Source organism: Pseudomonas sp. TREG-RG-20F-10-E-6-01, from assembly GCF_022662455.1.
In the GTDB taxonomy this organism is placed as follows: Bacteria; Pseudomonadota; Gammaproteobacteria; order Pseudomonadales; family Pseudomonadaceae; genus Aquipseudomonas.
In genome coordinates, this window is record NZ_JAKNQP010000001.1 from 1,064,327 (window position 1) to 1,089,364 (window position 25,038).

Genomic DNA, 25,038 nt, shown 5'->3' on the forward strand with positions numbered 1-25,038 from the left:
GATTAATCTAGGCCGGTTTTTTTGCCCGCCGCCGGAGCTTTTCCCATGCCCACTCGCGAGATCCGCCACCCGCTGATCAGACACAAACTCGGCCTTATGCGCCGTGCCGACATTAGCACGAAGAACTTCCGTGAGCTTGCTCAGGAAGTCGGAGCGCTGCTCACTTACGAAGCAACCAAAGATTTGCCCCTGGAAACCTACGAGATTCCTGGTTGGGCCGGCCCCGTCCAGGTCGAGAAAATCGCCGGTAAGAAAATCACCGTGGTGCCGATCCTGCGCGCCGGTATCGGCATGCTTGAAGGCGTCCTCAGCCTGATCCCGGGCGCCAAAGTCAGCGCCGTTGGCGTGGCCCGCAATGAGGAAACCTTGCAGGCCCACACCTACCTGGAAAAACTCGTTCCGGAAATCAACGAGCGCCTGGCGATGATCATCGACCCGATGCTCGCCACCGGCAGTTCCATGGTCGCCACCATCGACCTGCTGAAAAAAGCTGGCTGCAAAGACATCCGCGCCATGGTGCTGGTGGCTGCGCCCGAAGGCATTGCTGCCGTTGAGAAGGCCCACCCGGACGTGCAGATCTACACCGCGTCCATCGATGAGCGCTTGAACGAACACGGCTACATCATTCCAGGCCTGGGCGATGCCGGTGACAAGATCTTCGGCACCAAGCAGAAGGACGCGTGAGCATGCAGGATGATTTCAACGACCCGCTTTGGCGCCAGATCCTGTCTGGCGCACAGATGCTCTTCGTAGCATTTGGCGCGTTGGTGTTGATGCCGCTGATCACAGGTCTTGATCCAAACGTCGCACTGTTTACCGCTGGCCTGGGCACGTTGCTGTTCCAGGTGGTGACAGGGCGGCAGGTGCCGGTATTCCTGGCATCGAGTTTTGCGTTTATCACCCCGATCATTCTCGCCAAGGGCCAGTTCGGCCTCGCGGCGACCATGGGTGGGGTGATGGCGGCCGGTTTCGTTTATACCTTCCTCGGCCTGGCGGTGAAGGTCAAAGGCACCGGTTTTATCGACCGGCTGCTGCCGCCCGTGGTCATCGGCCCGGTGATCATTTCCATCGGCCTGGCCATGGCGCCGATTGCCGCCAACATGGCGATGGGCAAAGCCGGGGATGGCAGCGAGCTGATCCATTACCAGACGGCGATGCTGATCTCGATGCCAGCGCTGCTGACCACGTTGATCGTGGCGGTGTTCGGCAAAGGCATATTCCGCCTGGTGCCGATCATTTCCGGTGTGCTGGTGGGCTTTGCCATGTCGTTCTACTTTGGTGTGGTCGACACGGCGAAGATCGCCGCTGCACCCTGGTTCGCCCTGCCCCACTTCACCGCGCCGGAGTTCAACTGGCAGGCGATTCTGTTCATCGTCCCGGTGGCCCTGGCCCCGGCGATCGAGCATATCGGCGGTGTGATCGCGGTGGGCAGCGTGACCGGTCGCGACTACCTGAAGAAACCTGGCCTGCATCGCACGCTGTTGGGTGACGGCATTGCCACCACGGCCGCCGGCCTGTTTGGCGGCCCGCCGAACACCACCTACGCCGAAGTGACCGGCGCGGTGATGCTGACCAAGAACTACAACCCGAAAATCATGACCTGGGCGGCGGTATTTGCCATCAGCCTGGCGTTTATCGGCAAGTTCGGCGCACTGCTGCAGAGCATCCCGGTGCCGGTGATGGGCGGCATTCTGTGCCTGCTGTTCGGCTCGATTGCGGCGGTGGGCATGAACACGCTGATCCGCCACAAGATCGACCTCGGCGAGGCGCGCAATCTGGTGATTGTGTCGGTGACCCTGGTGTTCGGGATTGGCGGTGTGCTGGTCGGCACCGGCACCGGTCCGGATGATTTCGGCCTCAAGGGCATTGCCCTGTGCGCGGTGGTAGCGATTGGTTTGAACCTGCTGCTGCCGGGCAATGATGGCTGGAAGAACAAGAAGCCGGATGAGCCGCTGATCTAACTGCCAACGCAAAACGAATGTGGGAGCGGGCTTGCTCGCGAATGCAGTGTGTCATTGAGCACATCAGTGACTGAACCACTGCATTCGCGAGCAAGCCCGCTCCCACATTTTTTGAGCTTCAGTGTGGCTTAGAGCTCGCCGAGCCCATCAATCAGCGCCTGGTTCTGCTCCGGCGTGCCAATACTGATCCGCAGGAACTGGGCAATCCGCTCCTGTTTGAAGTGCCGCACAATCACCCCTTGCTCACGCAACTTGGCTGCCAGGCCGGCAGCGTCGTGCCGTGGGTGACGAGCAAAGATGAAGTTGGCCGCCGATGGCAACACTTCAAAGCCCTTGGCTTGCAACTGCGCGACCACCTTGTCGCGGCTGTCGATCACCTGCTTGCAGGTTTTCTCGAAATATTCACGGTCGTCGAACGCCGCCGCCGCGCCGACAATCGCCAGGCGATCCAGCGGGTAGGAGTTGAAGCTGTTCTTGACCCGCTCCAGCGCCTCGATCAGGTCCGGGTGGCCCACGGCCAGGCCCACACGCAAACCGGCCAATGAGCGCGACTTGGACAGGGTCTGAGTCACCAGCAGGTTCGGGTAACGGTCCACCAGGCTGATAGCGGTTTCGCCGCCAAAGTCGATATAGGCTTCATCGACGACCACTACCGAATCCGGGCTGGCCTTGACGATTTGCTCCACCGCGTCCAGCGCCAGCACGCAGCCGGTAGGCGCGTTCGGGTTGGGGAAGATGATCCCGCCGTTGGGCTTGGCGTAGTCGGCCACACGAATCTGGAACTGCTCGTCCAGCGGCACCGGGTCGGACTTGATGCCATACAGGCCGCAGTAAACCGGATAGAAGCTGTAGCTGATGTCCGGAAACAGCAGCGGCAAATCGTGCTGGAACAGGCCGTGGAAGATGTGCGCCAGGACTTCATCGGAACCGTTGCCGAGAAAGACCTTGCCGGCGTCGATCCCGTAATACCTGGCCACCGCCTGCTTGAGCAGGTCGCTGTTGGGGTCCGGGTACAGGCGCAAGTTGTCGTTCAACTCGGCCTGCATCGCCGCGAGCGCCTTGGGCGATGGGCCGTAGGGGTTCTCGTTGGTGTTGAGCTTGACCAGCTTGGTCAGCTTGGGTTGCTCGCCGGGCACGTACGGCACCAGGTTCTTGACGAAGGGGCTCCAGAATTTGCTCATGTCTCAGTTCCCCTTCTTGTCTTCAAGGATGCGATATTCGGCGCTGCGAGCGTGCGCGCTCAGCGATTCACCACGGGCCAGCACCGAGGCGGTCTTGCCCAGCTCGGAAGCGCCTTGTGGCGAGCAGAAGATGATCGAGGAGCGCTTCTGGAAGTCATACACGCCGAGCGGCGACGAGAAACGCGCGGTGCCGGAGGTCGGCAGCACGTGGTTCGGGCCGGCGCAGTAGTCGCCCAGGGCTTCACTGGTGTGGCGGCCCATGAAGATCGCGCCAGCGTGGCGAATCGACGGCAGCCAGGCTTGTGGGTCGGCCACGGACAACTCCAGGTGCTCCGGCGCGATGCGGTTGGCCACCTCAATGGCCTGCGCCATGTCGCGTACCAGGATCAGCGCGCCACGGCCATTGATCGACTTCTCGATGATCTCGGCGCGTTCCATGGTGGGCAGCAGCTTGTCGATGCTGGCGGCGACCTTGTCGAGGAACTCGGCATCGGGGCTGACCAGGATCGCCTGGGCGTCCTCGTCATGCTCGGCCTGGGAGAACAGGTCCATGGCGATCCAGTCCGGGTCGGTCTGGCCGTCACACACCACCAGGATTTCCGAAGGGCCGGCAATCATGTCGATACCGACCTGGCCGAACACGTGCCGCTTGGCGGTGGCGACATAGATGTTGCCTGGGCCGACCACTTTGTCGACCTTCGGCACGCTTTCGGTGCCATAGGCCAGCGCCGCGACAGCTTGAGCGCCGCCGATGGTGAACACGCGGTCAACCCCGGCGATGCACGCGGCAGCCAACACCAGCTCGTTGATTTCGCCGCGCGGCGTCGGCACGACCATGACCACTTCGGTCACGCCCGCCACTTTGGCCGGGATAGCGTTCATCAACACCGACGACGGATACGAGGCTTTACCGCCTGGCACGTACAACCCAGCGCGGTCCAGCGGCGTGACCTTCTGGCCCAGCACAGTGCCGTCGGCCTCGGTGTAGCTCCAGGAATCCTGTTTCTGTTTTTCGTGGTAGCTGCGTACGCGTGCCGCTGCGACTTCCAGGGCTTCACGCTGCGGCGCGGTGATGCGCGTCAGCGCCAGCTCAAGGCGTTCGCGCGGCAGGATCAGATCGGACATCGACGCGACGTCGAGGCCGTCGAACTGGCGGGTGAAGTCCACCAGCGCCGCATCACCGCGCTCGCGCACCGCCTTGATGATGTCGAGCACCCGCTGGTTGACCGAGTCGTCGGACACGCTTTCCCAGCTCAGCAGATGATCCAGATGATGGGCGAAATCCGGGTCGGCAGCGTTGAGTCGGGCAATTGCAGTGGACGTGGTCATAGCGAGGGCCTCAATAGAATTGGCAAAAACTCAGGCGCCCTAAACTAGCAGTCGTTTCCGCTTGGGCACCTGAGAATTCTGGCTATGAGGCGGATAGACGGGCGCGACCTACGGCCGCGCAGGTGAGTCAACCGCGGTGTCGAGACTCCACTGCCTTGCGCAGGGTGTCGATCAACGCCTGGATTCGGGCGTGTTGCATTTTCATCGAAGCTTTGTTGACGATCAATCGGGAGCTGATGTCGGCAATGAAATCCTGAGGCTCAAGACCGTTGGCACGCAGCGTGTTGCCGGTGTCGACCACGTCGATGATCTTGTCGGCCAGGCCGATCAGCGGTGCCAGCTCCATCGAGCCGTAAAGCTTGATGATGTCGACCTGGCGACCTTGCTCGGCATAGTAACGCTTGGCGACGTTGACGAACTTGGTCGCCACGCGCAGGCGGCCTTTGGGCTCGACGTCACCGACACGGCCGGCGGTCATCAGCTTGCACAGGGCGATACGCAGATCCAGCGGCTCGTACAGGCCCTGGCCGCCGTATTCCATCAACACGTCTTTACCCGCGACACCGAGGTCGGCCGCGCCATGTTCAACGTAAGTCGGCACGTCAGTGGCACGCACGATCAGCAGGCGAACGTCGTCCTGGGTCGTGGGGATGATCAGCTTGCGGCTCTTGTCCGGATTCTCGGTCGGCACGATGCCCGCTTCAGCCAGAAGCGGCAAAGTGTCGTCAAGGATGCGGCCCTTGGACAGTGCGATGGTCAACATGGGAAACGTCAGTCCTTCATCAGGCTATTGCTGTCCAGTCGCAAACGGCGCCAGACACAGATCGAGGCCATTACAGCCTCGATTTGAAACAAGTTCAGCAGGGACACGCTCAGTTAACAGCAAAACACCATCCCGTGGCGAGCGGGCTTGCCCAGCGCTGGACTGCATAGCGTCCCGTTTTGGGGGTCGCTACGCGGGCGGTGCGACGACTCGACAAGCCCGCTCGCCACAGTGACGGTGTTTACAGCTACTGGACCTAGCCCGGTACGCGGCGGATCTTGGCGCCGAGCATCTGCAGTTTTTCTTCGATGCACTCGTAACCACGGTCTATGTGGTAGATGCGGTCGATCAAAGTGTCGCCGTCAGCGCACAGCGCCGAGATGACCAGGCTGGCCGACGCACGCAGGTCGGTGGCCATCACTGGCGCGCCCTTGAGCTTGTCGATACCGGTGACGATGGCCGTGTTGCCTTCGACCTGGATCTTGGCGCCCATGCGGTGCAGTTCATACACGTGCATGAAGCGGTTTTCGAAGATGGTTTCGATCACGGCACCGGTGCCTTCGGCAATCGCGTTCAAGGAAATGAACTGCGCTTGCATGTCGGTCGGGAACGCCGGGTAAGGAGCGGTCCGCACGTTGACGGCTTTAGGCCGCTTGCCGTGCATGTTCAGTTCGATCCAGTCGGCACCGGTGGTGATTTCAGCACCGGCTTCCTTGAGTTTTTCCAGGACGGCTTCAAGGATGGTCGGATCGGTGTCCTTGACCTTGACGCGGCCACCCGTAACGGCAGCCGCCACCAGGTAGGTGCCGGTCTCGATTCGGTCCGGCATCACTTTGTAAGTGGCCGAGTGCAGACGCTTAACACCGTCGATGGTGATGGTGTCAGTGCCGGCGCCGGTGATGTTGGCACCCATGGCGATCAGGAAGTTGGCCAGGTCGACGACTTCCGGCTCGCGCGCGGCGTTTTGCAGGACGCTGCGGCCGTTGGCCAGAGCGGCGGCCATCATGATGTTCTCGGTACCGGTCACGCTGACGGTATCAAAGAAGAAGTTGGCACCACGCAGGCCACCTTCCGGTGCCTTGGCCTTGATGTAGCCGCCTTCGACGTCGATGGTTGCGCCCATGGCTTCAAGGCCACGGATGTGCAGGTCGACCGGACGCGAACCAATGGCGCAACCACCAGGCAGTGCCACTTCGGCCTCACCGAAACGGGCAACCATCGGGCCCAGCACCAGGATCGACGCGCGCATGGTTTTCACCAGCTCGTACGGAGCGATCAGGGTCTTGATGGTGCGCGGGTCGATTTCGACGGACAGTTTTTCGTCGATCACAGGCTCAATGCCCATGCGACCGAACAGTTCGATCATGGTGGTGATGTCGTGCAAGTGCGGCAGGTTGGCCACAGTTACCGGGCCATCGCACAGCAGGGTCGCTGCCAGAATCGGCAAGGCGGAGTTTTTCGCACCGGAAATGCGGATCTCGCCATCAAGGCGGGCACCGCCGGTAATAATCAATTTATCCATAAGAATCTCGACGCCTTGGGGGCTCAGGTGCGCTCGGCCCAGGCCGCGCGGCTGAAAAATTTCATAGTGACCGCGTGGATGCTGCCATCGGTGATCCACGGGTTTAAATGGGCATAGATCTGCTGTTGACGCTTGACCGGGCTCAGTGCCGCCAGTTCATCGCTAATCACGTTCAGCTGGAAATTGCAGCCTTCGCCTTCAACTTCTACGTTCGTTTCGGGCAGCTTTCCTTCAAGGAAGCTTTTAACTTCTAGGGCCTGCATGCTCAACCTCTATCGGCGCCCAGTGCGCACGGGTCGCACATCATACAAAAAAGCCCCGCGCCTGCGAACCCCGCATAGCAGGACTCTGACGGGGGGCTTCCTTGATATTGGCTATTAAGGATGCGCCAGAAGCTCGGTCAGACCGGAAACCTCGGCAATTTCGCGCATATCCTCAGGCAACGCACGGATGCTGACCGGTTTTTTGACCGCCTCGGCATCCCGCATGAAGCACAGCAACAATGACAAACCGACGCTGCTGGACTTGGTCACTGCCGAGCAATCCAGCACCAGCGCAGGCGCGTTGCTGCTGTTGATCAGCGCCTGGCCCTGCTTGCGCAGGTCAGGCCCGGAGCGGTAATCAAGCACGCCGCTCAGGAATAATTCGCCGGCGTCACCAAGCCGAACAGCCGACTCGGTCATTGCGCAGGCTTCCCGGCAGCTTGTTTGTCGGTTTCTTCCTTGGCCTTGGCGACTTCACCGGCCCAACCATTGATGGTCTTGTCCAGGTCGTTGCCATTGCGCTGCATGGCGTCAGCGAACTGATCGCGGAACAGCTTGCCAATGTTGATGCCATTGATGATCACGTTGCGCAGTTTCCACTCGCCTTTGACCTTCTCCAGCGTGTACTGCACAGGGTAGACGGCGCCGTTGGTGCCCTTGACGGTCATGTTGACGCTGGTGCGATCACCTGACTCATCCCCGGCCGGAGCAACGGTGATCCCCTGGTTGTTGTATTCCAGCAGGGCATTACCGTAGAACTGGAACAGGCCCTTTTTGAAGTTTTCCTGGAAGGTCTGCATCTGCGCAGGCGTTGCCTTGCGCGAATACTTGACCGTCATGATGCTGCGGGAAATGCCTTCGGCATCAACCACTGGCCCAACAATGGTGTTGAGCGCATCGTAGAACTTGCTTGGGTCTTGCTTGTACTGCTCTTTGTTGGCGGTCAGGTCAGCCAACATTTTGTTGGTCGTGTCCTGCACCAGATCGTGCGCAGAACCCGCCGCGTTGGCCATCAGGGGCAGCGCTGCAAGCAGCACCAGCAGGCCACGTCGCAAGGTAGAGATCATGAACAGATTCCTCATTTGGCGTCTTTATTGACCGTATTGAGCAGGAATTTACCGATCAAGTCTTCAAGCACCAGCGACGACTGTGTGTCGTGGATTGTCGAACCATCCTTGAGCAGGGCTGTTTCCCCGCCCACGCTGACGCCGATGTACTTCTCGCCCAGCAGACCCGCAGTGAGAATAGATGCAGTGGAGTCAGTCGGCAGATTATCTACCTTCTTGTCTACCTGCATGGTCACTCGCCCGGTGAAGCTGTCGCGATCCAGATCGATTGCCGTGACCTTGCCGATGGTTACACCGGCCATGGTCACTTTAGCTCTGACAGTCAAACCGGCGATATTGTCGAAGTAAGCGTAAAGTTTATAAGTATCGGCGGTCGGGCTGGCCGAAAGGCCACTGACTCGCAGGGCCAGCAAGAGTAAAGCCAGGATGCCAGCCAGCAAGAAAAGGCCGACACCGATTTCCACAGTGCGGTTTTGCATCAGAAATCTCCAAACATCAAGGCGGTCAAAATGAAGTCAAGGCCCAGTACCGCCAGCGAGGCGTACACAACGGTCTTGGTGGTGGCGCGACTGATCCCTTCTGAAGTGGGCTCACAGTCATAGCCTTGGAATACGGCGATCCACGTCACTACAAAGGCGAAAACAATGCTTTTGATGATGCCATTGAGCACGTCGCCGCTGAAGGTCACGCTGTTTTGCATGTTGCCCCAGTACGAGCCGTCATAGACGCCCAACCAGTCAACCGCCACCCACGAACCGCCCCAGATGCCCACCACGCTGAAAATCATCGCCAGCAGTGGCAGGGAAATGAAGCCGGCCCACAGGCGCGGGGCAACAATGTACTTGAGTGGGTCCACGCCGATCATTTCCAGGCTGGACAACTGCTCGGTGGACTTCATGTTGCCGATCTCGGCAGTCAGCGCAGAACCTGCGCGCCCGGCAAACAGCAAGGCGGTGACCACCGGGCCCAGCTCACGCAACAGCGTCAGGGCGACCATCTGCCCTACTGCCTGCTCCGAGCCGTAGCTGGAGAGGATATTGAACCCCTGCAACGCCAGCACCATGCCGATGAAAATCCCGGAAACCACGATGATGACCAGGGACATCACGCCTACTGAGTGCAGTTGCTTTAGCAGCAGGCCAAAGCCGCCACCGATGCCGCCGCGACCGAGCAACGCGTGAAACAGGAAAATCGTCGAACGCCCAAGCACTTCGACCATGTCGATGCCCGAGCGACCGAAAAGGCGAACCTTTTCGATGAGAGATGTCTTGCGCATCAGCGCTTCCCCAGAAGATCTGAGCGGTAGTCCGCTGCCGGAAAATGAAAAGGCACCGGGCCATCGGGATCGCCGGTCATGAATTGGCGAATGCGCGGGTTGTCAGCGTTCATCAGCTCTTCAGGCGTGCCCTGCCCCAACACCTGGCCATCGCCTACCACATAGAGGTAGTCGGCGATGCTCGCGGTTTCAGCCAGGTCGTGGGACACCACGATACTGGTGATGCCGAGCGCATCGTTGAGCAGGCGGATAAGCCGCACCAGCACCCCCATGGCAATGGGGTCCTGACCGACGAAGGGCTCGTCATACATGAGGATCTGCGGATCGAGAGCAATGGCACGCGCCAACGCGACACGGCGCTTCATGCCGCCGGACAATTCGTCAGGCATCAGGTCGATGGCACCGCGAAGGCCCACGGCCTGCAGTTTCAGCAACACGATGTCACGAATCATTTCATCGGACAGCTGGGTATGCACCCGCAGCGGAAACGCCACGTTTTCGAAAACATCGAGGTCGGTGAACAAGGCACCGCTCTGGAACAGCACGCCCATATGCTTGCGGGCATCGAACAGATCGCTGCGCGACAGTGTCGGCAGGTTCTGGCCGTTGACCCACACTTCGCCGGCGCTAGGGCGCAATTGCATGCCCATCAGGCGCAACAGGGTGGTCTTGCCGCAACCGGAAGGCCCCATGATGCCCGTGACTTTACCGCGGGGAATGCGAATATCGACGTTATTGAAGATGCTGCGCGTCCCGCGCTTGAAGGTAAGGCCCTTCAGCTCGACCGCGTAGGCGTTATCGGCACTCATCTAATCTCCTTGGGATGCAGCCTTTCACTCAGACACCATGTTTGCGACATTCGTTTGCAATGGGTGCGCAATAGTTTGCAACAGGTGCGCATTCATTAGTCACATGGGTTGGGCGGACCGAACTGGCGGCGAACTATATCACTGGTGGTACAGAGCCCCCAAGGCCGGAACAGCGCTCGTTCAGATTCGGGACAGGCAAAAAACCTTGCTGGGCATGATTCTCGTGCACTAGCAGAATAAACCCTGACGAACTTGCGTGAGGGAATTGATCATTACCGCTATAATCGCCGACTTTTCGTCAGGCTATACGATTTCAGACATGAGCCAATCCAGCGACCTTATTCAATCCGCACAACGCACCATCCGCCTCGAGCTAGAAGCCGTAGAGGGCTTGCTGGCCCATATCGACGCGGATTTCGTACGTGCCTGCGAGATGATTCTGGCCAGCAAAGGCCGCGTTGTCGTGGTTGGCATGGGCAAGTCAGGCCACGTTGGTAACAAGATTGCCGCCACGTTGGCCAGCACCGGAACCACGGCTTTTTTCGTACACCCGGCCGAAGCCAGCCACGGCGACATGGGCATGATCACCAAGGATGACATCATCCTGGCCTTGTCGAACTCCGGCACCACCAACGAAATCGTGACCCTGCTGCCGCTGATCAAGCGCCTGGGCATCAAGATGGTCAGCATTACCGGCAACCCGGATTCGACGCTGGCCAAGGCCGCGGAAGTGAACTTGAATGTTCACGTAGCCCACGAAGCCTGCCCGCTGAACCTGGCGCCGACTTCCTCGACCACCGCCGCACTGGTCATGGGCGATGCCTTGGCCGTGGCGCTCTTGGAAGCTCGCGGTTTTACAGCTGAAGATTTCGCGTTTTCGCATCCAGGCGGCGCTCTCGGCCGTCGCCTGCTGCTGAAAGTGGAAAATGTCATGCATTCGGGGGATGAACTGCCCCACGTCCAGCGCGGCACCCTTTTAAAGGACGCGCTGATGGAAATGACCCTCAAGCGCCTGGGCATGACTGTCATTCTGGAGTCCGACGGGCGTCTGGCCGGCGTTTTCACTGACGGTGACCTGCGCCGCACGCTGGACCGCAATCTCGACATTCAAACGGCTACGATCGATGAAGTCATGACCCCTCACGGCAAGACCGCACGCCCGGAAATGCTCGCGGCCGAAGCGTTGAAGATCATGGAAGACCACAAGATTCTTGCGCTGGTAGTCGTCGACGGCGACGATCACCCGGTTGGCGCCCTGAACATGCACGACTTGCTGCGTGCGGGAGTGATGTAAATGACCAGCGACCTGCTGCAACGCGGTAAAAACATCAAACTGGCAATTTTCGACGTCGATGGCGTGCTGACCGACGGCCGCCTGTACTTCCTCGAAGATGGCAGTGAATTCAAGACGTTCAACACCCTCGATGGCCAAGGCATCAAAATGTTGATGGCCGCGGGCGTGCAAACTGCGATTATCAGCGGTCGAAAAACACCGGTTGTGGAACGCCGTGCACAAAACCTGGGTATTCCTCACCTGTATCAGGGCCGTGAGGATAAACTGGTGGTTCTGGACGAGCTTCTTGGCCAACTCAACCTAAGCTATGAGCAGGTCGCCTACTTGGGCGATGACCTGCCTGACCTCCCGGTTATCCGCCGCGTAGGCCTGGGTATGGCCGTCGCCAACGCGGCGACTTTTGTTCGCGAGCACGCCCATGGCATCACCACAGCCCGTGGCGGCGAAGGTGCCGCCCGCGAGTTCTGCGAATTGATCCTGCGTGCCCAGGGCAGCCTTGAAGCGGCACACGCCGCCTACTTATAGAGCGTTTTATGCTGAGCAAAAAGATTCGCAATTTCCTGCTGTTCGGGGTCATCGCCGCACTGTTTCTGGCGGTAGGCTACTGGAATATCAGCCCCGAACGCTTTCTCGACAGGTCTGGCGCGCAGGTTGACGAAGGCGCTATCGACTATTACGCCATCAATGCCTACAGCGTGCAGTTCCTGCCGGATGGCAAGCTTCAGTACGAGATGAACTCGGACAAAGTCGAGCACTTGAAGTCGTCCGAAGTCACGTTGCTGACCAACCCGGACATGAACCTGTACCGCGGCACTGAGTTCCCTTGGCATGTCACCAGCAAGCATGGCGAGGTCAACCCGGACGGCACTCAAGTAGAACTGATCGACTCGGTACGTGTTGCACGTACTGACGATAAGAACCGCGACACTATTATTACCAGCAGTCGCATGACCGTTTTCCCACAACAGCAATATGCGCAGACCGAGCAAGACGTTAGAATCGACGGCGCTGGCGGTGTATCGACTGGCAAGGGAATGAAAGCGTATTTGAAAGAAAGCAGGATACACCTGCTATCGAACGTAAGAGGACAGTATGAGGCTCGTTAAAACCCTCCCTATTTTGCTCGGTCTGGGCGCAGCACTGGGAAGCGTGAGCGCCTGGGCTCTGCCGAACGATAGCCAGCAACCGATCCACATTCAGGCTGACGATGCGCAGCTGGATGACAAGCAAGGCGTTGCAACCTATACCGGTGCCGTGATCATCACCCAAGGTTCGATGAAAATTACCGGCAACACGGTGACGCTCACGCGTACGCCTGCGGGTGACATCGACGTGGTGACTTCGGTGGGTAACCTGGCCTATTTCGAACAGAAGCAGGCTGCTGCAGACCCTGCTCCGATGAAGGGCTACGGCAAGACCATCCAGTATCACGCCCAGCAAAACCGTATCATCCTGATCGATCAGGCCAGGGTTGTGAGCAGCGATGGCAACACCACGGACGGTGAGAAAATCACCTATGACACCGTGAAGCAGATCGCTCAGGCGGGTCGCGCCACTGGCGCGAAGATCGGCACGCCGAAGCCGCGTATCGACATGGTTATCCAGCCCAAGCAGAAAGACGCTGCCGCTCAGCCTGCGCCTAAACCCGCTGCGAAGAAGGCGAACTAATGGCAACCCTCAAAGCCCAGCATCTGGCCAAGGCTTACAAAAGCCGTCAGGTCGTGCGCGACGTCAGCCTGTCGATCGACAGCGGCCAGATCGTCGGCCTGCTCGGCCCTAACGGTGCCGGCAAAACCACGTGTTTCTATATGATCGTCGGGCTGGTCCAGGCGGATCAGGGCCGTGTATTGATCGACGACCTCGACGTGAGCCACCAGCCGATGCACGGCCGCGCACGCGCAGGTATCGGCTATCTCCCACAGGAGGCGTCGATCTTTCGCAAACTGTCGGTGTCGGACAACATCATGGCGATCCTCGAGACCCGCAAGGAACTCGACCGTGACGGCCGCCGCAAGGAGCTGGAAAGCCTGCTTCAGGAATTCCACATCAACCACATTCGCGACAACCTCGGCATGAGCCTGTCCGGTGGTGAGCGCCGTCGCGTGGAAATCGCACGTGCACTGGCAACCGCACCGAAGTTCATCCTGCTGGACGAACCGTTTGCCGGCGTTGACCCGATCTCGGTCGGCGACATCAAACAGATCATCCACCACCTCAAAGCCAAGGGCATCGGCGTGTTGATCACTGACCACAACGTCCGTGAAACCCTCGATATCTGTGAAACGGCTTATATCGTCAACGATGGCCAGCTGATCGCCGAAGGCGATTCAGCCACAATCCTGGCTAACGAACTGGTCAAGGAAGTGTATCTGGGCCACGAGTTCCGCCTGTAAGCACCGTGGTGTCACGGCTATTCGCCAAGGCGCGCGGGAGTCAATAAAAACCTCTTTTTTTTATTGTTACCGCGCTCTAGGCAAAGCCCCCGACATCAGGCATATAATTTGCTTATGTTTGGCGCTCACGCGCCCTGTCGTGGATGGCGCATTGCGCCGGCGAATAAGGTGTTAAGCCCCTGCCATGAAACCATCGCTAGTCCTGAGAATGGGCCAGCAGCTGACGATGACACCTCAGCTGCAACAGGCCATCCGCCTGCTCCAATTGTCGACCCTGGACCTGCAACAGGAAATCCAGGAGGCCCTGGAGTCCAATCCGATGCTCGAACGCCAGGAAGAAGGCGACGACTTCGATAATGCAGACCCGCTGGCCGACAACATCGAGCAAAAACCCAACTCCGACGTGCAGGAACCCTCCTATCAGGAAACCGCCCCAACGGTGGATAACCTTGAGGAAGGAGAATGGAACGAACGCATCCCCAACGACCTTCCCGTGGATACCGCGTGGGAAGACGTTTACCAGACCAGCGCCAGCAGCCTGCCCAGCAATGACGATGACGAATGGGATTTCACCACCCGCACGTCCGCTGGCGAAAGCCTGCAAAGCCATTTGTTGTGGCAACTTAACCTCGCGCCGATGTCCGACACCGATCGCCTGATCGCTGTCACTCTGATCGACTGCATCAATAACCAGGGCTACCTGGACGAAACCCTTGATGAAATCCTCGAGGCCTTCGACCCGGAGCTGGACATCGAGCTGGACGAAATCGAAGCCGTCCTTCACCGCATCCAGCAGTTTGAGCCCGCCGGCATAGGCGCTCGCACCCTCAGCGAGTGCCTGTTGCTGCAATTGCGTCAACTGCCCGCCAAGACGCTTTGGCTCGCCGAGGCCCAGCGCCTGGTCACCGACTACATCGACCTGCTGGGCAGCCGCGACTACAGCCAACTGATGCGCCGCATGAAGCTCAAGGAAGACGACCTGCGCCAGGTCATCGAGCTGGTACAGAGCCTCAATCCGCGCCCCGGCTCGCAAATCGAGTCCAGCGAAGCCGAATACGTCGTTCCCGACGTGATCGTGCGCAAGGACAACGAGCGCTGGCTGGTGGAGCTTAACCAGGAATCGGTGCCACGCTTGCGCGTCAACCCGCAATACGCAGGCTTTGTGCGCCGCGCCGACACCAGTGCCGACAACACCTTCATGCGCAACCAGTTGCAGGAAGCGCGCTGGTTCATCAAGAGCCTGCAAAGCCGCAATGAAACCCTGATGAAAGTGGCCACCCAGATCGTCGAGCACCAGCGCGGCTTCCTGGAATATGGCGACGAGGCAATGAAACCGTTGGTGCTGCATGACATCGCCGAGGCGGTGGGCATGCACGAATCAACGATCTCCAGGGTGACCACGCAGAAGTTCATGCATACCCCACGGGGTATTTATGAGTTGAAATACTTTTTCTCCAGCCATGTCAGCACCTCTGAAGGCGGCGAATGCTCGTCCACGGCGATCCGCGCGATCATCAAAAAACTGGTTGCTGCGGAAAATCAGAAAAAGCCGTTGAGTGACAGCAAGATCGCTGGTTTACTGGAGGCACAAGGCATTCAGGTCGCCCGTCGAACCGTCGCCAAGTACCGCGAGTCCCTCGGGATCGCGCCTTCCAGCGAGCGTAAGCGTTTGATGTGACGGGCGGGCCATAGCGTTCCAGTGGCAGGCGTTTTGCCTGCCGCTTTATGCACTGGCAACGAAGGAGAAGCTGTATGCAAGTCAACATCAGTGGACACCAACTGGAAGTTACCAAGCCCCTGCGTGAGTACACCGAGAGCAAGCTGAACAAGCTTGCGGGGCATTTTGACAAGATCACCAACGTGCAGGTCATCATGGAGGTCGACAAGCTCAAGCAAAAAATCGAGGCCACCCTGCACGTACCGAATGCGAAGCTCGTCGCCAATGCGGAGCATGAAGACATGTACGCAGCGATTGACTCGCTCTACGACAAGCTGGACCGCCAACTCATAAAGCATAAGGAAAAGTATCTGCACCTGATGCAAGGTACAGGTCGTTAACTCTCCCCCATGATCCAACTTGAAACCATCCTGACCCCCGGCCGTTCACTCGTGAACGCGCCGGGCGGCAGCAAGAAGAAAGCCCTCGAACACATCGCCAACCTGATCAGCCGTGAAGTGCCTGAGCTGGATGAGCAAGTTGTGTTCAAGGCCCTGATTGACCGTGAAAAGCTGGGTTCGACCGGTTTTGGTAACGGCATCGCCATTCCTCACTGCCGCCTTGAAGGCTGTACTTCTCCCGTAAGTGCACTTTTACATCTGCAAGAAAAAATCGATTTTGATGCCATCGACGGCGCCCCGGTCGACCTGCTGTTCGTTCTGTTGGTCCCGCAAGCCGCTACCGATGCACACCTGGAACTGCTCCGGCAGATCGCCAGCATGCTCGACCGCAAGGAAATACGCGACAAACTGCGCAGTGCCAGCAGCAACGAGGCGCTCTATCAGGTTGTCCTGGATGAACAAAACAGGCAGTAATCATGCGTTTGATCATCGTCAGCGGCCGTTCCGGCTCGGGTAAAAGCACCGCACTCAATGTCCTTGAAGACAATGGCTTCTATTGCATCGACAACCTGCCCGCCGGCCTGCTGCCGGAGCTGGCCGAGCGTGCGCTGATTCACACTGAGTTGGCGCAGCCGCTGGTTGCCGTTTCAATTGATGCACGTAATCTCCCCAGCCACCTCTCGCGATTTCCTGAATTGCTCGAAGAAGTGCGGGCCAAGCACATCCATTGCGACGTGCTGTACCTGGATGCCGACGAAGAGACGCTGCTCAAGCGCTTCTCTGAAACCCGTCGACGTCACCCTCTGAGCAGCCCTCACCGCTCGCTGGCCGAGGCCATTGAGGACGAGACCACGCTGCTGGGGCCGATCATCGACCTCGCCGATCTCAAGATCAACACCACCGGCTTGAACTTGTATCAGCTGCGCGACGCCATCAAACTACGCCTGCTGAATCAACCAGAGCCTGGCACGGCATTTCTCGTCGAGTCGTTTGGCTTTAAACGAGGCATGCCGGTCGATGCCGACCTGGTGTTCGATGTTCGCTGCCTGCCCAACCCTTACTGGAAGCCGGAGCTGCGTGATCAGTCGGGGCTGGATCAGCCGGTGGCCGAGTACCTGGCTGCGCAACCGGATGTTGAAGAGATGTTCCAGGACATTTCCAGCTACCTGCTCAAATGGTTGCCACGTTTTGCCGCGAGTAATCGTGCCTATGTCACCATCGCCATCGGCTGCACCGGCGGCCATCACCGTTCTGTCTACCTGACTGAACGCCTTGGCCAGGTGCTGCAACAAACCCTCAAGAACGTCCAGGTTCGCCACCGCGACCTTAGCTGAAAGGAACACCTGTTCGATGCCCGCTCTGGAAATTGAAATCATCAACAAGCTGGGCCTGCACGCTCGCGCTTCCGCCAAATTCGTCGGTGTGGCCGGGCAGTTCCCTTGCCAGATCCGGGCCGGGCGCACTCCTGAATCCATGGTCGACGGCAAGAGCATCATGGCCATGATGATGCTGGCTGCCGGCAAGGGCACCAAGATTCACTTGAAGACTGAAGGCGAGCAAGAACAGGAAGCGATGGACGCGCTGGTAAAGCTGATCAATAACTTCTTTGACGAAGGCGAATAACCACGTCCAGGCATCGGCTTGCTGGCGGGACGCCCTCAAGCCTTGCCGTCACCGGGCGGACGCCACCGTTGCCAAGCCGGGCTTGTAATAATGGGCCGAGGTTTATCCCAGAGCAGTATCCATCACCATCATCAAGCAGAACCCGATGCACAGCCCCAGGCTGGCAAGCTTTTCGTGACCATTGCGGCGCGATTCGGGAATCACTTCGTGCGTCACCACCAGCAACATCGCCCCAGCCGCTAATGCGAGCCCCAGCGGTAACAAAATTTCTGCCAGGCTCACCAGCCAGGCACAGAGCACCGCAAATATCGGTTCGACCAACCCTGACGCAGCGCCGATCAGGAACGCTTTGATCCGCGACATCCCTGCCCCGGCCAAGACCAGCGCAATCACTAAACCTTCCGGAACATCCTGCAGGGCGATGCCCATGGCCAGGCTGTCGGCATCCGGCATGCCGCCACCCGCCGAGACACCTACGGCCATGCCCTCCGGAATGTTGTGGGCAATGATGGCAAACACGAACAACCAAATGCGCGGTGGAATCACCGGCTTGTCCGGCGTGCCCACCAGCATTTCCGGGCTGGCGCCGGAGACCTTGCGGTCAACCAGGTACAACCCGAACGCACCGAGCATGATGCCGAAGCTGATCAAACCACTGGCTCCCCAAGGCGATAGCCCAAGGCCTTCAGCGGCCGCAATACCTGGCACGATCAGCGAAAAGGCCGTCGCCGCCAACATCACACCGGCGCCAAATCCCAGCAGGGTATCGCTGAGCGCTACCGGCATCCGGCGAATCACCAGCACCGGGACTGCGCCCAGTGCCGTCCCAAGCGCGCAGATCGCCCCACCCTGCAAGGCGCGCAGGATCCGCGGTTCAAGATCCAGCCAGGCCAGCCCGTGGGCCACCAGCAATGCAGTACCTGCCAATAGCAGCAGCGAACCAAACGCATAACGAAACATTCGTCCGCTGCTGATCGCCAGTGTTTCAGTGCCCATAGTCGGCCTTAGATCTTGTTATTGGATGAATATCAGGCCACGGCGGCCTGGTAGCGTGCGGCGACTTCCGGCCAGTTGATGACGCTGTAGAAGGCGTTGATGTATTCCGGGCGGCGGTTCTGGTAGAGCAGGTAGTAAGCGTGCTCCCAGACGTCCAGACCGAGGATCGGCGTGTTGCCGTTCATCAGTGGGCTGTCCTGGTTGCCGCTGCTTTCGACCACCAGAGTTTTTTGCGGCGTGACGCTCAACCAGGCCCAGCCGCTGCCGAATCGGGTCAAGGCCGCCTTGGTGAAAGCGTCCTTGAAACTGTCGAAACCGCCCAGTTGCGTCTCGATCGCTGTGCCTAGCGCGCCCTCAGGTTTGCCACCGCCTTTGGGAGACATCACCGCCCAGAACAACGAATGGTTAGCGTGACCGCCACCTTGGTTAATCACCGCTGCGCGTAGTTTTTCCGGCAGTTGTTGGACGCTGGAGACCAGCTTTTCAACCGGCCAGCCCGCAAACTCGGTGCCCTCGACCGCCGCATTCAGATTGTTGATGTAGGTCTGGTGATGCTTGGTGTAGTGGATTTCCATGGTCTGCGCATCGATATGCGGCTCCAGGGCATCATAGGCGTAGGGCAAGGCAGGCAAGGTGTAGGACATATCAATGTGCTCCGTAATAGGGACTGTTGCGGGTCGACGCTTGCGGTTGCGCCGCAGTGCCACCCAGCAAGCGATGGGTCCGCGGGTACTCGCCGTGATCACTGATGAAGTTCAACAGTTCGACGTAGGTCTTGCTGCTCTGGCGCAGCGCCGCCTCGCGCAATTGCGGGCTCAGGCGCGGGTCCTGCATGGTCTGCAACAGGCGTTGATGGATAGCGCACAGGTATTCCGCACTTTCCTCAGGCTGGTTCAGGCGCAGGTGCAAGTCCGCCAGGTTGTGATGGGAGATGACGCAAGCCGCCACTGCTTCGTCGGCATCCGCCCAGCGCTCGAATAACACTTGAGCCAGGGCCAGGGCTTGCAAATAGGCCTCGCGAGCGTCAACCAATTCGCCCTGCATAAAACAGCGATTGGCTCGTTCGATCGTGCGTTTCCAGTGCTCCATGGTGAGCCTCCAAAGCAGAGTCGGTGATTACACGCCGCCGGCCGTGAGCTTTTCCGGATCCAGCAGGATCTCGAGTCGGCTACGTGACAAGTCGGTGTGCTCGAGGGCGACATCAATTACCGGACGGCCTTGCTGGTAGGCCTTCTTGGCAATTTCAGCGGCTTTTTGGTAACCAATGATCGGGTTGAGGGCCGTGACCAGAATCGGGTTGCGCGACAGCGCTTCCTTGAGCTTGGCCTCGTTGACTTTGAAGCTGGCGATGGCCTTGTCCGCCAGCAATCGGCTGGAATTAGCCAGCAGTTCGAGGCTGCTGAGCAGGTTTTGGGCAATGATCGGCAGCATCACGTTGAGTTCAAAGTTGCCGGACTGACCCGCAACAGTGATCACGGTGTCATTGCCGATGACTTGCGCAGCAACCATGGCAGTCGCTTCAGGGATCACCGGATTGACCTTGCCAGGCATGATCGAAGAGCCCGGCTGCAAGCCCTCCAGTTCGATTTCACCCAGGCCCGCGAGCGGTCCGGAGTTCATCCAGCGCAAATCGTTGGCAATTTTCATCAGCGAGACGGCGGTGGCTTTCAGCTGGCCGGAGACGGCCACAGCGGTGTCCTGGGAGCCAATCAACGCGAACAGGTTCTTGCCCGGTGTGAATTTCACGCCGGTCAGGGTGCTCAGTTGCTGGCTGAAACGCGCGGCGAATTCCGGGTGTGCGTTGATCCCGGTGCCGACCGCCGTGCCGCCCTGTGCCAGGGCTTGCAAGCTCGGCAGCAAGTCCTGCAAGTGACCGATATTGGCTTTGAGTTGTTGCGCCCAGCCGTTAAGCACTTGGCTCATACGCACCGGCATGGCGTCCATCAAGTGGGTGCGGCCGGTTTTGATGAACGGATGGACCTCCTCGGCCTTGTGTTCGATCACCTGCACCAGGTGCAGCAAGGCCGGCAGCGTTTGCTCGTGCAGCACCAATGCGGCGCTGACGTGAATGGTGGTCGGGATAATGTCGTTGCTGCTTTGGCCGCAGTTCACGTGGTCGTTGGGGTTGACCGCTTCGCCCAGCAAACGGCTGGCGAGGGTCGCAATCACTTCGTTGGCGTTCATGTTGGAGCTGGTGCCGGAACCGGTCTGGAAGATATCCACCGGAAAGTGCGGCATGTAATCACCTTCCAGCAAACCTTGAGCGGCGTCGACAATGGCTTTGCCTTGCGCTTCGCTGATCTGCTTGAGGTCGACGTTGACCTTGGCGGCGGCGGCCTTGGCCAAAATCAGCGCGCGAATGAATTGCGCCGGCATACGCTGGTTGCTGATTGGGAAGTTGTTCACCGCGCGCTGGGTTTGCGCGCCATACAGGGCCCCGGCAGGCACTTGCAGTTCGCCCATGCTGTCGCGTTCGATACGGGTGTTACTCATCGGAAGATCCTTGCACCAGGTCAGAAACGGAAATGGAGGGCAGCAATTCGCAGGTCGCCAATTGCCAGGCAAAGGTCTGCCAGCGCTTGAGGCGGCAGGCACAGTGAGAGAGTTTTTCCAGGTCGCGCAGCGGGCGCCACGCCTGGTCCAGGCATATGGATCGCCAATGCCAGGGCAAGGCGACATCGCTGGCGGTGTCGATCAACAAACGGAATGATGTTTCAGCGATCGTCCACGGATGGGTCGCGGTGCAGCACGCCAGGTATCGACCCTCATTGAGGTAATGTTCGATCAGGCGAGGTTCATTGGGATCGAGGCCGCAGCGAATCTGACGACTCATCCAGCGCCAGCTTTCCAGGTACGGATCCTCATGCAGGACAGGACTCATGATCCACACTCATTCGGTAATGATATTTATTATTAAATGATATTGAGAATCAAAACAAGGGTGGCACGCGAATCCACCCATGGCGCGAGCACAAAAAAAGGCGCGCCATCTGTAGGATGGCGCGCCTTTTTTTTGAGACGTTGAGTGTTTAGCTGCCGGCGACGGTCATTCGCTCGATCAACACCGACCCCGTGCGAATATTGCTGCGCAGCTCCAGATCGTTACCGACGGCAACGATCTGCTTGAACATGTCGCGCATGTTGCCGGCAATAGTCACTTCCTGGACGGCGAACTGAATCTCGCCGTTTTCCACCCAGAAACCGGCGGCGCCGCGGGAATAGTCACCCGTGACCATATTCAGGCCACTGCCCATCAATTCGGTCACCAGCAGGCCGCGGCCCATGCGACGCAGCAGCGCAGCCTGGTCTTCGTCGCCATGGGTCACGAACAGGTTATGCACGCCACCGGAGTTGGCCGTGCTCGGCAGCCCCAGCTTGCGACCGGCGTAAGTGCCCAACACGTACGAGACCAGCTCGCCCTTCTCGACGAACGGCTTGGCATAGGTCGCCAGGCCATCACCGTCGAAGGCGGAACTGCCCATGGCACGCATCAGATGAGGACGCTCATCGATGGTCAGCCACTCAGGGAACAACTTCTGGCCGATTGCGCCCTCAAGGAACGAGGACTTGCGGTACAGATTCCCACCGGAAATCGCCCCCAGGAAGCTGCCAAACAGGCCGCCGGCAAGTTCGGCCGAGAACAGCACCGGCACTTCACACGTCGGCACCGGACGCGCGCCCAAACGGCTCGCCGCGCGCTGCGCAGCGCGCTGACCAATACTGACCGGGTTCGCCAGCAATTCACCCTGACGGCTTACGTCATACCAATAATCACGCTGCATCTGGCCATCGGCTTCGGCGATCATCACGCAGCTCAAACTATGGCGAGTAGAAGCGTAACCGCCGATAAAACCGTGGCTGTTGCCGTAAACACGGCAACCCTGATGGGTGCTCAAGGTGGTGCCATCAGCATTCTTGATGCGGGGATCGGCATCAAACGCCGCAGCTTCGCAGATCAGCGCCTGCTCGATAGCCTGCTCAGGCGTGATGTCCCAGGCGTGAAAGAGGTCGAAATCCTTCAAGTCCTTGGCCATAAGCGCTTTGTCGGCCAAGCCCGAGCTTTCGTCTTCGGACGTGTGCTTGGCAATCGCCAACGCAGCAGCGACAGTTTCGCGAATCGCTTCCGGACCGCTGGCCGACGTACTCGCCGAGCCTTTGCGCTGCCCCGAGTACAAGGTGATACCAAAACCCTGATCGCGATTGAATTCGACAGTTTCCACTTCCCGCTGGCGCACCGACGTCGACAGCCCCTGCTCCAGCGATACGGCCACTTCACAGGCACTGGCACCCTGACGCTTGGCCTCGGCAAGGATCTGCTCGACTTGTTCCTGCAGTGCCGGTAACGCTTGCGGACCGACGCTTTGGGCTGCACTCATGGTTTTCTCCACTCAAATTCTGCTTTCGGTTAAGGCCATCGAGCGACCGGGCCGGACAAGCGGCCCCCGACTGGTTATCATGGCGGCGTTTCTTTGCGGACTGCCACCATGGTTGATTCTTACGACGACTCCCTCGATGGGGAGAAAAGCAAAACCCAGGTCAAACGCGAGCTGCATGCTCTGGTTGACCTTGGCGAGCGCCTTACAACGCTCAAGCCGGATTTGGTTGCAAAACTGCCACTGACCGACGAAATGCGCCGGGCCCTGGCGGATGCGCCCAAGCACACCGCGAATATCGCGCGTAAACGGCACATCATGTTTATCGGCAAATTGATGCGCGATCAGGACACTGACGCCATTCTGACGTTGCTCGATCAACTCGATGCCTCCACTCGCCAGTACAACGAACGTTTCCATAACCTGGAACGTTGGCGTGACCGCCTGATTTCGGGCGATGACGCTGTACTGGAGAAATTCGTGGTGGACTACCCGGACGCGGACCGCCAGCAACTGCGCTCCCTGATCCGTCAGGCCCAGCACGAACTGGCGCAAAACAAGGCTCCGGCCACCAGCCGAAAAATTTTCAAGTACATCCGTGAGCTGGACGAGACTCAACGCGGCCTGCGCTGATCCTCTTCCCCGGGTGGCGTTCTGCGCCACCCGAAGCTCCACCGCTTACGACCCCGTGCCACCCACGGTGATCGCATCAATCTTCAAGGTTGGCTGGCCAACGCCGACCGGCACCGACTGCCCATCCTTGCCGCATGTGCCCACGCCGCTGTCCAGCGACAGGTCGTTACCGACCATCGACACCTTGCTCATGGCTTCCGGCCCGTTACCAATCAACGTCGCCCCTTTGACCGGCGCGGTAATCTTGCCGTCTTCGATCAGGTACGCCTCGCTGGTGGAGAACACAAACTTGCCGCTGGTGATATCCACCTGGCCGCCGCCGAGGTTGGCGCAGTAGATCCCGCGTTTGACCGAGGCGATGATTTCCGCCGGATCGCTTTCGCCACCGAGCATGTAGGTATTGGTCATACGTGGCATCGGCAAGTGCGCGTAGGACTCGCGACGGCCGTTACCGGTGCGCGCCACGCCCATCAGGCGCGCATTGAGTTTGTCTTGCATGTAGCCCTTGAGCACACCGTTTTCAATCAGCGTGGTGCACTCGGTCGGCGTGCCTTCGTCATCAACGCTCAACGAACCACGGCGACCCGCCAAGGTGCCGTCGTCGACAATGGTGCACAGCTTGGACGCGACCATCTCGCCCATGCGCCCGCTGTAGGCCGAACTGCCCTTGCGATTGAAGTCGCCTTCCAGGCCGTGGCCCACCGCTTCGTGCAGCAAAACCCCAGACCAGCCCGAACCCAACACCACCGGCAAGGTACCGGCGGGTGCAGGGATGGCTTCCAGGTTAACCAGCGCCTGGCGCAGCGCCTCGCGGGCATAGCCCATGGCGCGGTCATCAGAAAGGAAATAACGGTAGTCGGTACGCCCGCCGCCGCCATGGCCACCGCGCTCGCGGCGACCATTCTGCTCAACGATCACGCTGACATTAAACCGTACCAACGGCCGTACATCTGCCGCCAGCCCGCCGTCGGTGGACGCCACCAGAATGCGCTCCCACACACCGGCCATGCTCACGGTCACTTGCTGTATGCGTGGGTCGAGGGCGCGGGTGGCGGCGTCGATACGCTTGAGCAAGTCGACCTTTTCCGCACGGCTGATCACTTCCAGAGGGTTATCCGGCGCGTACAACTGCGCCACATCCTGGGTACTGAACGCCTGCACCGTGCCGTTCTGGCCAGCGCGGGAAATCGAGCGCGCTGCGCGGGCCGCCAGACCCAGCGCTTCAAGGGTGATGGCATTACTGTAGGCAAACCCGGTCTTTTCACCGGATTGCGCACGCACGCCCACGCCCTGGTCAAGGTTGAAACTGCCTTCCTTGACGATGCCGTCTTCGAGGGCCCATGACTCGGAAATCTGCCCCTGGAAATACAGGTCCGCCGCGTCGATGCCTGGCCCGGCCAGGTCGCCGAGCACGGTTTGCAAGCTTTCGATGGTCACGCCACCGGGTGCCAGGAGGTGTTCACTGACTGAGGACAACAACTCGCTCATAGGTTTGGC

30 protein-coding genes are annotated in these 25,038 nt (G+C 59.4%); 13 read left to right on the forward strand and 17 right to left on the reverse strand.

Annotated elements, in window-relative coordinates; translation table 11 throughout:
* Nucleotides 1-45 precede the first annotated feature (45 nt).
* Complete coding sequence (gene upp / locus L8K08_RS05005) at nt 46-684, forward strand: uracil phosphoribosyltransferase (RefSeq protein WP_017138223.1); 639 nt, start codon at nt 46-48, stop codon at nt 682-684.
* Between the two features lie 2 nt (nt 685-686).
* Nucleotides 687-1,961 (forward strand): uracil-xanthine permease family protein, encoded by a 1,275-nt coding sequence (locus L8K08_RS05010; protein ID WP_106578691.1) that lies wholly within the window; start codon nt 687-689, stop codon nt 1,959-1,961.
* A gap of 128 nt (nt 1,962-2,089) precedes the next feature.
* Here L8K08_RS05010 and hisC read toward each other — a convergent pair whose 3' ends face one another.
* The 10 genes from hisC to L8K08_RS05060 all read right to left on the reverse strand — a co-directional run bounded on the left by hisC (nt 2,090) and on the right by L8K08_RS05060 (nt 10,171).
* A complete protein-coding gene (gene hisC, locus L8K08_RS05015) occupies nt 2,090-3,142 on the reverse strand; it encodes a histidinol-phosphate transaminase (RefSeq protein WP_242194686.1) in 1,053 nt (350 codons plus the stop codon).
* A gap of 3 nt (nt 3,143-3,145) precedes the next feature.
* Nucleotides 3,146-4,471 (reverse strand): histidinol dehydrogenase, encoded by a 1,326-nt coding sequence (hisD, locus tag L8K08_RS05020; RefSeq protein WP_145165169.1) that lies wholly within the window; start codon nt 4,469-4,471, stop codon nt 3,146-3,148.
* Between the two features lie 127 nt (nt 4,472-4,598).
* Entirely contained in the window at nt 4,599-5,234 is a 636-nt protein-coding gene (gene hisG / locus L8K08_RS05025) for an ATP phosphoribosyltransferase (RefSeq protein WP_003188599.1), read from the reverse strand.
* 256 nt (nt 5,235-5,490) lie between these two features.
* Nucleotides 5,491-6,756, reverse strand: a complete 1,266-nt coding sequence (gene murA, locus L8K08_RS05030) for a UDP-N-acetylglucosamine 1-carboxyvinyltransferase (protein ID WP_106578687.1) — start codon at nt 6,754-6,756, stop codon at nt 5,491-5,493.
* A gap of 23 nt (nt 6,757-6,779) precedes the next feature.
* Nucleotides 6,780-7,019: a BolA family protein gene (locus L8K08_RS05035; protein ID WP_008434291.1), complete on the reverse strand. Its 240-nt coding sequence runs from the start codon at nt 7,017-7,019 to the stop codon at nt 6,780-6,782.
* A gap of 114 nt (nt 7,020-7,133) precedes the next feature.
* Nucleotides 7,134-7,439, reverse strand: a complete 306-nt coding sequence (locus L8K08_RS05040; protein WP_106578686.1) for an STAS domain-containing protein — start codon at nt 7,437-7,439, stop codon at nt 7,134-7,136.
* Complete coding sequence (locus L8K08_RS05045; RefSeq protein WP_119736621.1) at nt 7,436-8,086, reverse strand: ABC transporter substrate-binding protein; 651 nt, start codon at nt 8,084-8,086, stop codon at nt 7,436-7,438. Before L8K08_RS05045 ends, L8K08_RS05040 begins: the two co-directional genes overlap by 4 nt.
* 11 nt (nt 8,087-8,097) lie before the next feature.
* Nucleotides 8,098-8,565 (reverse strand): outer membrane lipid asymmetry maintenance protein MlaD, encoded by a 468-nt coding sequence (gene mlaD, locus L8K08_RS05050; RefSeq protein WP_005784855.1) that lies wholly within the window; start codon nt 8,563-8,565, stop codon nt 8,098-8,100.
* Nucleotides 8,565-9,362, reverse strand: coding sequence for a lipid asymmetry maintenance ABC transporter permease subunit MlaE (mlaE, locus tag L8K08_RS05055; RefSeq protein WP_106578684.1), 798 nt, complete (start codon nt 9,360-9,362; stop codon nt 8,565-8,567). The genes mlaD and mlaE overlap by 1 nt, the downstream gene beginning before the upstream one ends.
* Nucleotides 9,362-10,171 (reverse strand): ATP-binding cassette domain-containing protein, encoded by an 810-nt coding sequence (locus L8K08_RS05060; protein WP_003171811.1) that lies wholly within the window; start codon nt 10,169-10,171, stop codon nt 9,362-9,364. The genes mlaE and L8K08_RS05060 overlap by 1 nt, the downstream gene beginning before the upstream one ends.
* A 319-nt stretch (nt 10,172-10,490) precedes the next feature.
* On the opposite strand from L8K08_RS05060, the gene L8K08_RS05065 reads away from it, so the two are divergent.
* The 10 genes from L8K08_RS05065 (at nt 10,491) to L8K08_RS05110 (ending at nt 17,539) form a co-directional block, all read left to right on the forward strand.
* Nucleotides 10,491-11,465 carry a KpsF/GutQ family sugar-phosphate isomerase gene (locus tag L8K08_RS05065; protein ID WP_106578683.1) on the forward strand — a complete coding sequence of 325 codons (975 nt, stop codon included), beginning with the start codon at nt 10,491-10,493 and terminating at the stop codon, nt 11,463-11,465.
* Nucleotides 11,466-11,990 (forward strand): HAD family hydrolase, encoded by a 525-nt coding sequence (locus tag L8K08_RS05070; RefSeq protein ID WP_145165171.1) that lies wholly within the window; start codon nt 11,466-11,468, stop codon nt 11,988-11,990. It abuts the gene before it with no gap.
* 8 nt (nt 11,991-11,998) lie between these two features.
* Nucleotides 11,999-12,571: an LPS export ABC transporter periplasmic protein LptC gene (lptC, locus tag L8K08_RS05075; protein ID WP_242194688.1), complete on the forward strand. Its 573-nt coding sequence runs from the start codon at nt 11,999-12,001 to the stop codon at nt 12,569-12,571.
* Nucleotides 12,558-13,133, forward strand: coding sequence for a lipopolysaccharide transport periplasmic protein LptA (gene lptA, locus L8K08_RS05080; protein WP_145165175.1), 576 nt, complete (start codon nt 12,558-12,560; stop codon nt 13,131-13,133). The genes lptC and lptA overlap by 14 nt, the downstream gene beginning before the upstream one ends.
* A complete protein-coding gene (gene lptB / locus L8K08_RS05085; RefSeq protein ID WP_016974288.1) occupies nt 13,133-13,858 on the forward strand; it encodes an LPS export ABC transporter ATP-binding protein in 726 nt (241 codons plus the stop codon). Before lptA ends, lptB begins: the two co-directional genes overlap by 1 nt.
* Before the next feature lie 184 nt (nt 13,859-14,042).
* Entirely contained in the window at nt 14,043-15,536 is a 1,494-nt protein-coding gene (locus tag L8K08_RS05090) for an RNA polymerase factor sigma-54 (protein ID WP_145165177.1), read from the forward strand.
* Between the two features lie 74 nt (nt 15,537-15,610).
* Nucleotides 15,611-15,916 carry a ribosome-associated translation inhibitor RaiA gene (raiA, locus tag L8K08_RS05095; RefSeq protein ID WP_106578678.1) on the forward strand — a complete coding sequence of 102 codons (306 nt, stop codon included), beginning with the start codon at nt 15,611-15,613 and terminating at the stop codon, nt 15,914-15,916.
* Between the two features lie 9 nt (nt 15,917-15,925).
* Nucleotides 15,926-16,390, forward strand: a complete 465-nt coding sequence (gene ptsN, locus L8K08_RS05100; protein WP_242194690.1) for a PTS IIA-like nitrogen regulatory protein PtsN — start codon at nt 15,926-15,928, stop codon at nt 16,388-16,390.
* 2 nt (nt 16,391-16,392) lie between these two features.
* Nucleotides 16,393-17,250: an RNase adapter RapZ gene (rapZ, locus tag L8K08_RS05105; RefSeq protein WP_145165179.1), complete on the forward strand. Its 858-nt coding sequence runs from the start codon at nt 16,393-16,395 to the stop codon at nt 17,248-17,250.
* 16 nt (nt 17,251-17,266) lie between these two features.
* The gene (locus L8K08_RS05110) at nt 17,267-17,539 is read left to right on the forward strand and encodes an HPr family phosphocarrier protein (protein WP_049709983.1); all 273 of its coding nucleotides are present in this window, start codon (nt 17,267-17,269) and stop codon (nt 17,537-17,539) included.
* Between the two features lie 102 nt (nt 17,540-17,641).
* Here the strand turns inward: L8K08_RS05110 and L8K08_RS05115 are convergent, their stop codons facing one another.
* From L8K08_RS05115 to pmbA, 6 genes are all read right to left on the reverse strand, one after another.
* Entirely contained in the window at nt 17,642-18,535 is an 894-nt protein-coding gene (locus L8K08_RS05115; RefSeq protein ID WP_145165181.1) for a ZIP family metal transporter, read from the reverse strand.
* A 32-nt stretch (nt 18,536-18,567) separates the two neighbouring features.
* The gene (locus L8K08_RS05120; RefSeq protein ID WP_242194692.1) at nt 18,568-19,179 is read right to left on the reverse strand and encodes a superoxide dismutase; all 612 of its coding nucleotides are present in this window, start codon (nt 19,177-19,179) and stop codon (nt 18,568-18,570) included.
* A gap of 1 nt (nt 19,180) precedes the next feature.
* Nucleotides 19,181-19,624, reverse strand: coding sequence for a hypothetical protein (locus tag L8K08_RS05125; RefSeq protein WP_119736611.1), 444 nt, complete (start codon nt 19,622-19,624; stop codon nt 19,181-19,183).
* A gap of 27 nt (nt 19,625-19,651) precedes the next feature.
* Nucleotides 19,652-21,028 carry a class II fumarate hydratase gene (locus L8K08_RS05130; protein WP_242194695.1) on the reverse strand — a complete coding sequence of 459 codons (1,377 nt, stop codon included), beginning with the start codon at nt 21,026-21,028 and terminating at the stop codon, nt 19,652-19,654.
* Complete coding sequence (locus L8K08_RS05135) at nt 21,021-21,416, reverse strand: FagA protein (RefSeq protein WP_242194697.1); 396 nt, start codon at nt 21,414-21,416, stop codon at nt 21,021-21,023. The genes L8K08_RS05130 and L8K08_RS05135 overlap by 8 nt, the downstream gene beginning before the upstream one ends.
* Nucleotides 21,417-21,564: 148 nt before the next feature.
* Nucleotides 21,565-22,911, reverse strand: coding sequence for a metalloprotease PmbA (gene pmbA / locus L8K08_RS05140; protein ID WP_124416442.1), 1,347 nt, complete (start codon nt 22,909-22,911; stop codon nt 21,565-21,567).
* 108 nt (nt 22,912-23,019) lie between these two features.
* On the opposite strand from pmbA, the gene yjgA reads away from it, so the two are divergent.
* The gene (yjgA, locus tag L8K08_RS05145) at nt 23,020-23,541 is read left to right on the forward strand and encodes a ribosome biogenesis factor YjgA (RefSeq protein ID WP_083360139.1); all 522 of its coding nucleotides are present in this window, start codon (nt 23,020-23,022) and stop codon (nt 23,539-23,541) included.
* A 45-nt stretch (nt 23,542-23,586) separates the two neighbouring features.
* Here the strand turns inward: yjgA and tldD are convergent, their stop codons facing one another.
* Complete coding sequence (gene tldD, locus L8K08_RS05150) at nt 23,587-25,029, reverse strand: metalloprotease TldD (protein ID WP_106578669.1); 1,443 nt, start codon at nt 25,027-25,029, stop codon at nt 23,587-23,589.
* Between the last annotated feature and the right edge of the window lie 9 nt (nt 25,030-25,038).

Coding starts and splice junctions, on each gene's coding strand:
- upp (WP_017138223.1), top strand. CDS start 46: ATGCCCACTCGCGAGATCCGCCACCCGCTGATCAGACACAAACTCGGC.
- L8K08_RS05010 (WP_106578691.1), top strand. CDS start 687: ATGCAGGATGATTTCAACGACCCGCTTTGGCGCCAGATCCTGTCTGGC.
- hisC (WP_242194686.1), bottom strand. CDS start 3,142: ATGAGCAAATTCTGGAGCCCCTTCGTCAAGAACCTGGTGCCGTACGTG.
- hisD (WP_145165169.1), bottom strand. CDS start 4,471: ATGACCACGTCCACTGCAATTGCCCGACTCAACGCTGCCGACCCGGAT.
- hisG (WP_003188599.1), bottom strand. CDS start 5,234: ATGTTGACCATCGCACTGTCCAAGGGCCGCATCCTTGACGACACTTTG.
- murA (WP_106578687.1), bottom strand. CDS start 6,756: ATGGATAAATTGATTATTACCGGCGGTGCCCGCCTTGATGGCGAGATC.
- L8K08_RS05035 (WP_008434291.1), bottom strand. CDS start 7,019: ATGCAGGCCCTAGAAGTTAAAAGCTTCCTTGAAGGAAAGCTGCCCGAA.
- L8K08_RS05040 (WP_106578686.1), bottom strand. CDS start 7,439: ATGACCGAGTCGGCTGTTCGGCTTGGTGACGCCGGCGAATTATTCCTG.
- L8K08_RS05045 (WP_119736621.1), bottom strand. CDS start 8,086: ATGATCTCTACCTTGCGACGTGGCCTGCTGGTGCTGCTTGCAGCGCTG.
- mlaD (WP_005784855.1), bottom strand. CDS start 8,565: ATGCAAAACCGCACTGTGGAAATCGGTGTCGGCCTTTTCTTGCTGGCT.
- mlaE (WP_106578684.1), bottom strand. CDS start 9,362: ATGCGCAAGACATCTCTCATCGAAAAGGTTCGCCTTTTCGGTCGCTCG.
- L8K08_RS05060 (WP_003171811.1), bottom strand. CDS start 10,171: ATGAGTGCCGATAACGCCTACGCGGTCGAGCTGAAGGGCCTTACCTTC.
- L8K08_RS05065 (WP_106578683.1), top strand. CDS start 10,491: ATGAGCCAATCCAGCGACCTTATTCAATCCGCACAACGCACCATCCGC.
- L8K08_RS05070 (WP_145165171.1), top strand. CDS start 11,466: ATGACCAGCGACCTGCTGCAACGCGGTAAAAACATCAAACTGGCAATT.
- lptC (WP_242194688.1), top strand. CDS start 11,999: ATGCTGAGCAAAAAGATTCGCAATTTCCTGCTGTTCGGGGTCATCGCC.
- lptA (WP_145165175.1), top strand. CDS start 12,558: ATGAGGCTCGTTAAAACCCTCCCTATTTTGCTCGGTCTGGGCGCAGCA.
- lptB (WP_016974288.1), top strand. CDS start 13,133: ATGGCAACCCTCAAAGCCCAGCATCTGGCCAAGGCTTACAAAAGCCGT.
- L8K08_RS05090 (WP_145165177.1), top strand. CDS start 14,043: ATGAAACCATCGCTAGTCCTGAGAATGGGCCAGCAGCTGACGATGACA.
- raiA (WP_106578678.1), top strand. CDS start 15,611: ATGCAAGTCAACATCAGTGGACACCAACTGGAAGTTACCAAGCCCCTG.
- ptsN (WP_242194690.1), top strand. CDS start 15,926: ATGATCCAACTTGAAACCATCCTGACCCCCGGCCGTTCACTCGTGAAC.
- rapZ (WP_145165179.1), top strand. CDS start 16,393: ATGCGTTTGATCATCGTCAGCGGCCGTTCCGGCTCGGGTAAAAGCACC.
- L8K08_RS05110 (WP_049709983.1), top strand. CDS start 17,267: ATGCCCGCTCTGGAAATTGAAATCATCAACAAGCTGGGCCTGCACGCT.
- L8K08_RS05115 (WP_145165181.1), bottom strand. CDS start 18,535: ATGGGCACTGAAACACTGGCGATCAGCAGCGGACGAATGTTTCGTTAT.
- L8K08_RS05120 (WP_242194692.1), bottom strand. CDS start 19,179: ATGTCCTACACCTTGCCTGCCTTGCCCTACGCCTATGATGCCCTGGAG.
- L8K08_RS05125 (WP_119736611.1), bottom strand. CDS start 19,624: ATGGAGCACTGGAAACGCACGATCGAACGAGCCAATCGCTGTTTTATG.
- L8K08_RS05130 (WP_242194695.1), bottom strand. CDS start 21,028: ATGAGTAACACCCGTATCGAACGCGACAGCATGGGCGAACTGCAAGTG.
- L8K08_RS05135 (WP_242194697.1), bottom strand. CDS start 21,416: ATGAGTCCTGTCCTGCATGAGGATCCGTACCTGGAAAGCTGGCGCTGG.
- pmbA (WP_124416442.1), bottom strand. CDS start 22,911: ATGAGTGCAGCCCAAAGCGTCGGTCCGCAAGCGTTACCGGCACTGCAG.
- yjgA (WP_083360139.1), top strand. CDS start 23,020: ATGGTTGATTCTTACGACGACTCCCTCGATGGGGAGAAAAGCAAAACC.
- tldD (WP_106578669.1), bottom strand. CDS start 25,029: ATGAGCGAGTTGTTGTCCTCAGTCAGTGAACACCTCCTGGCACCCGGT.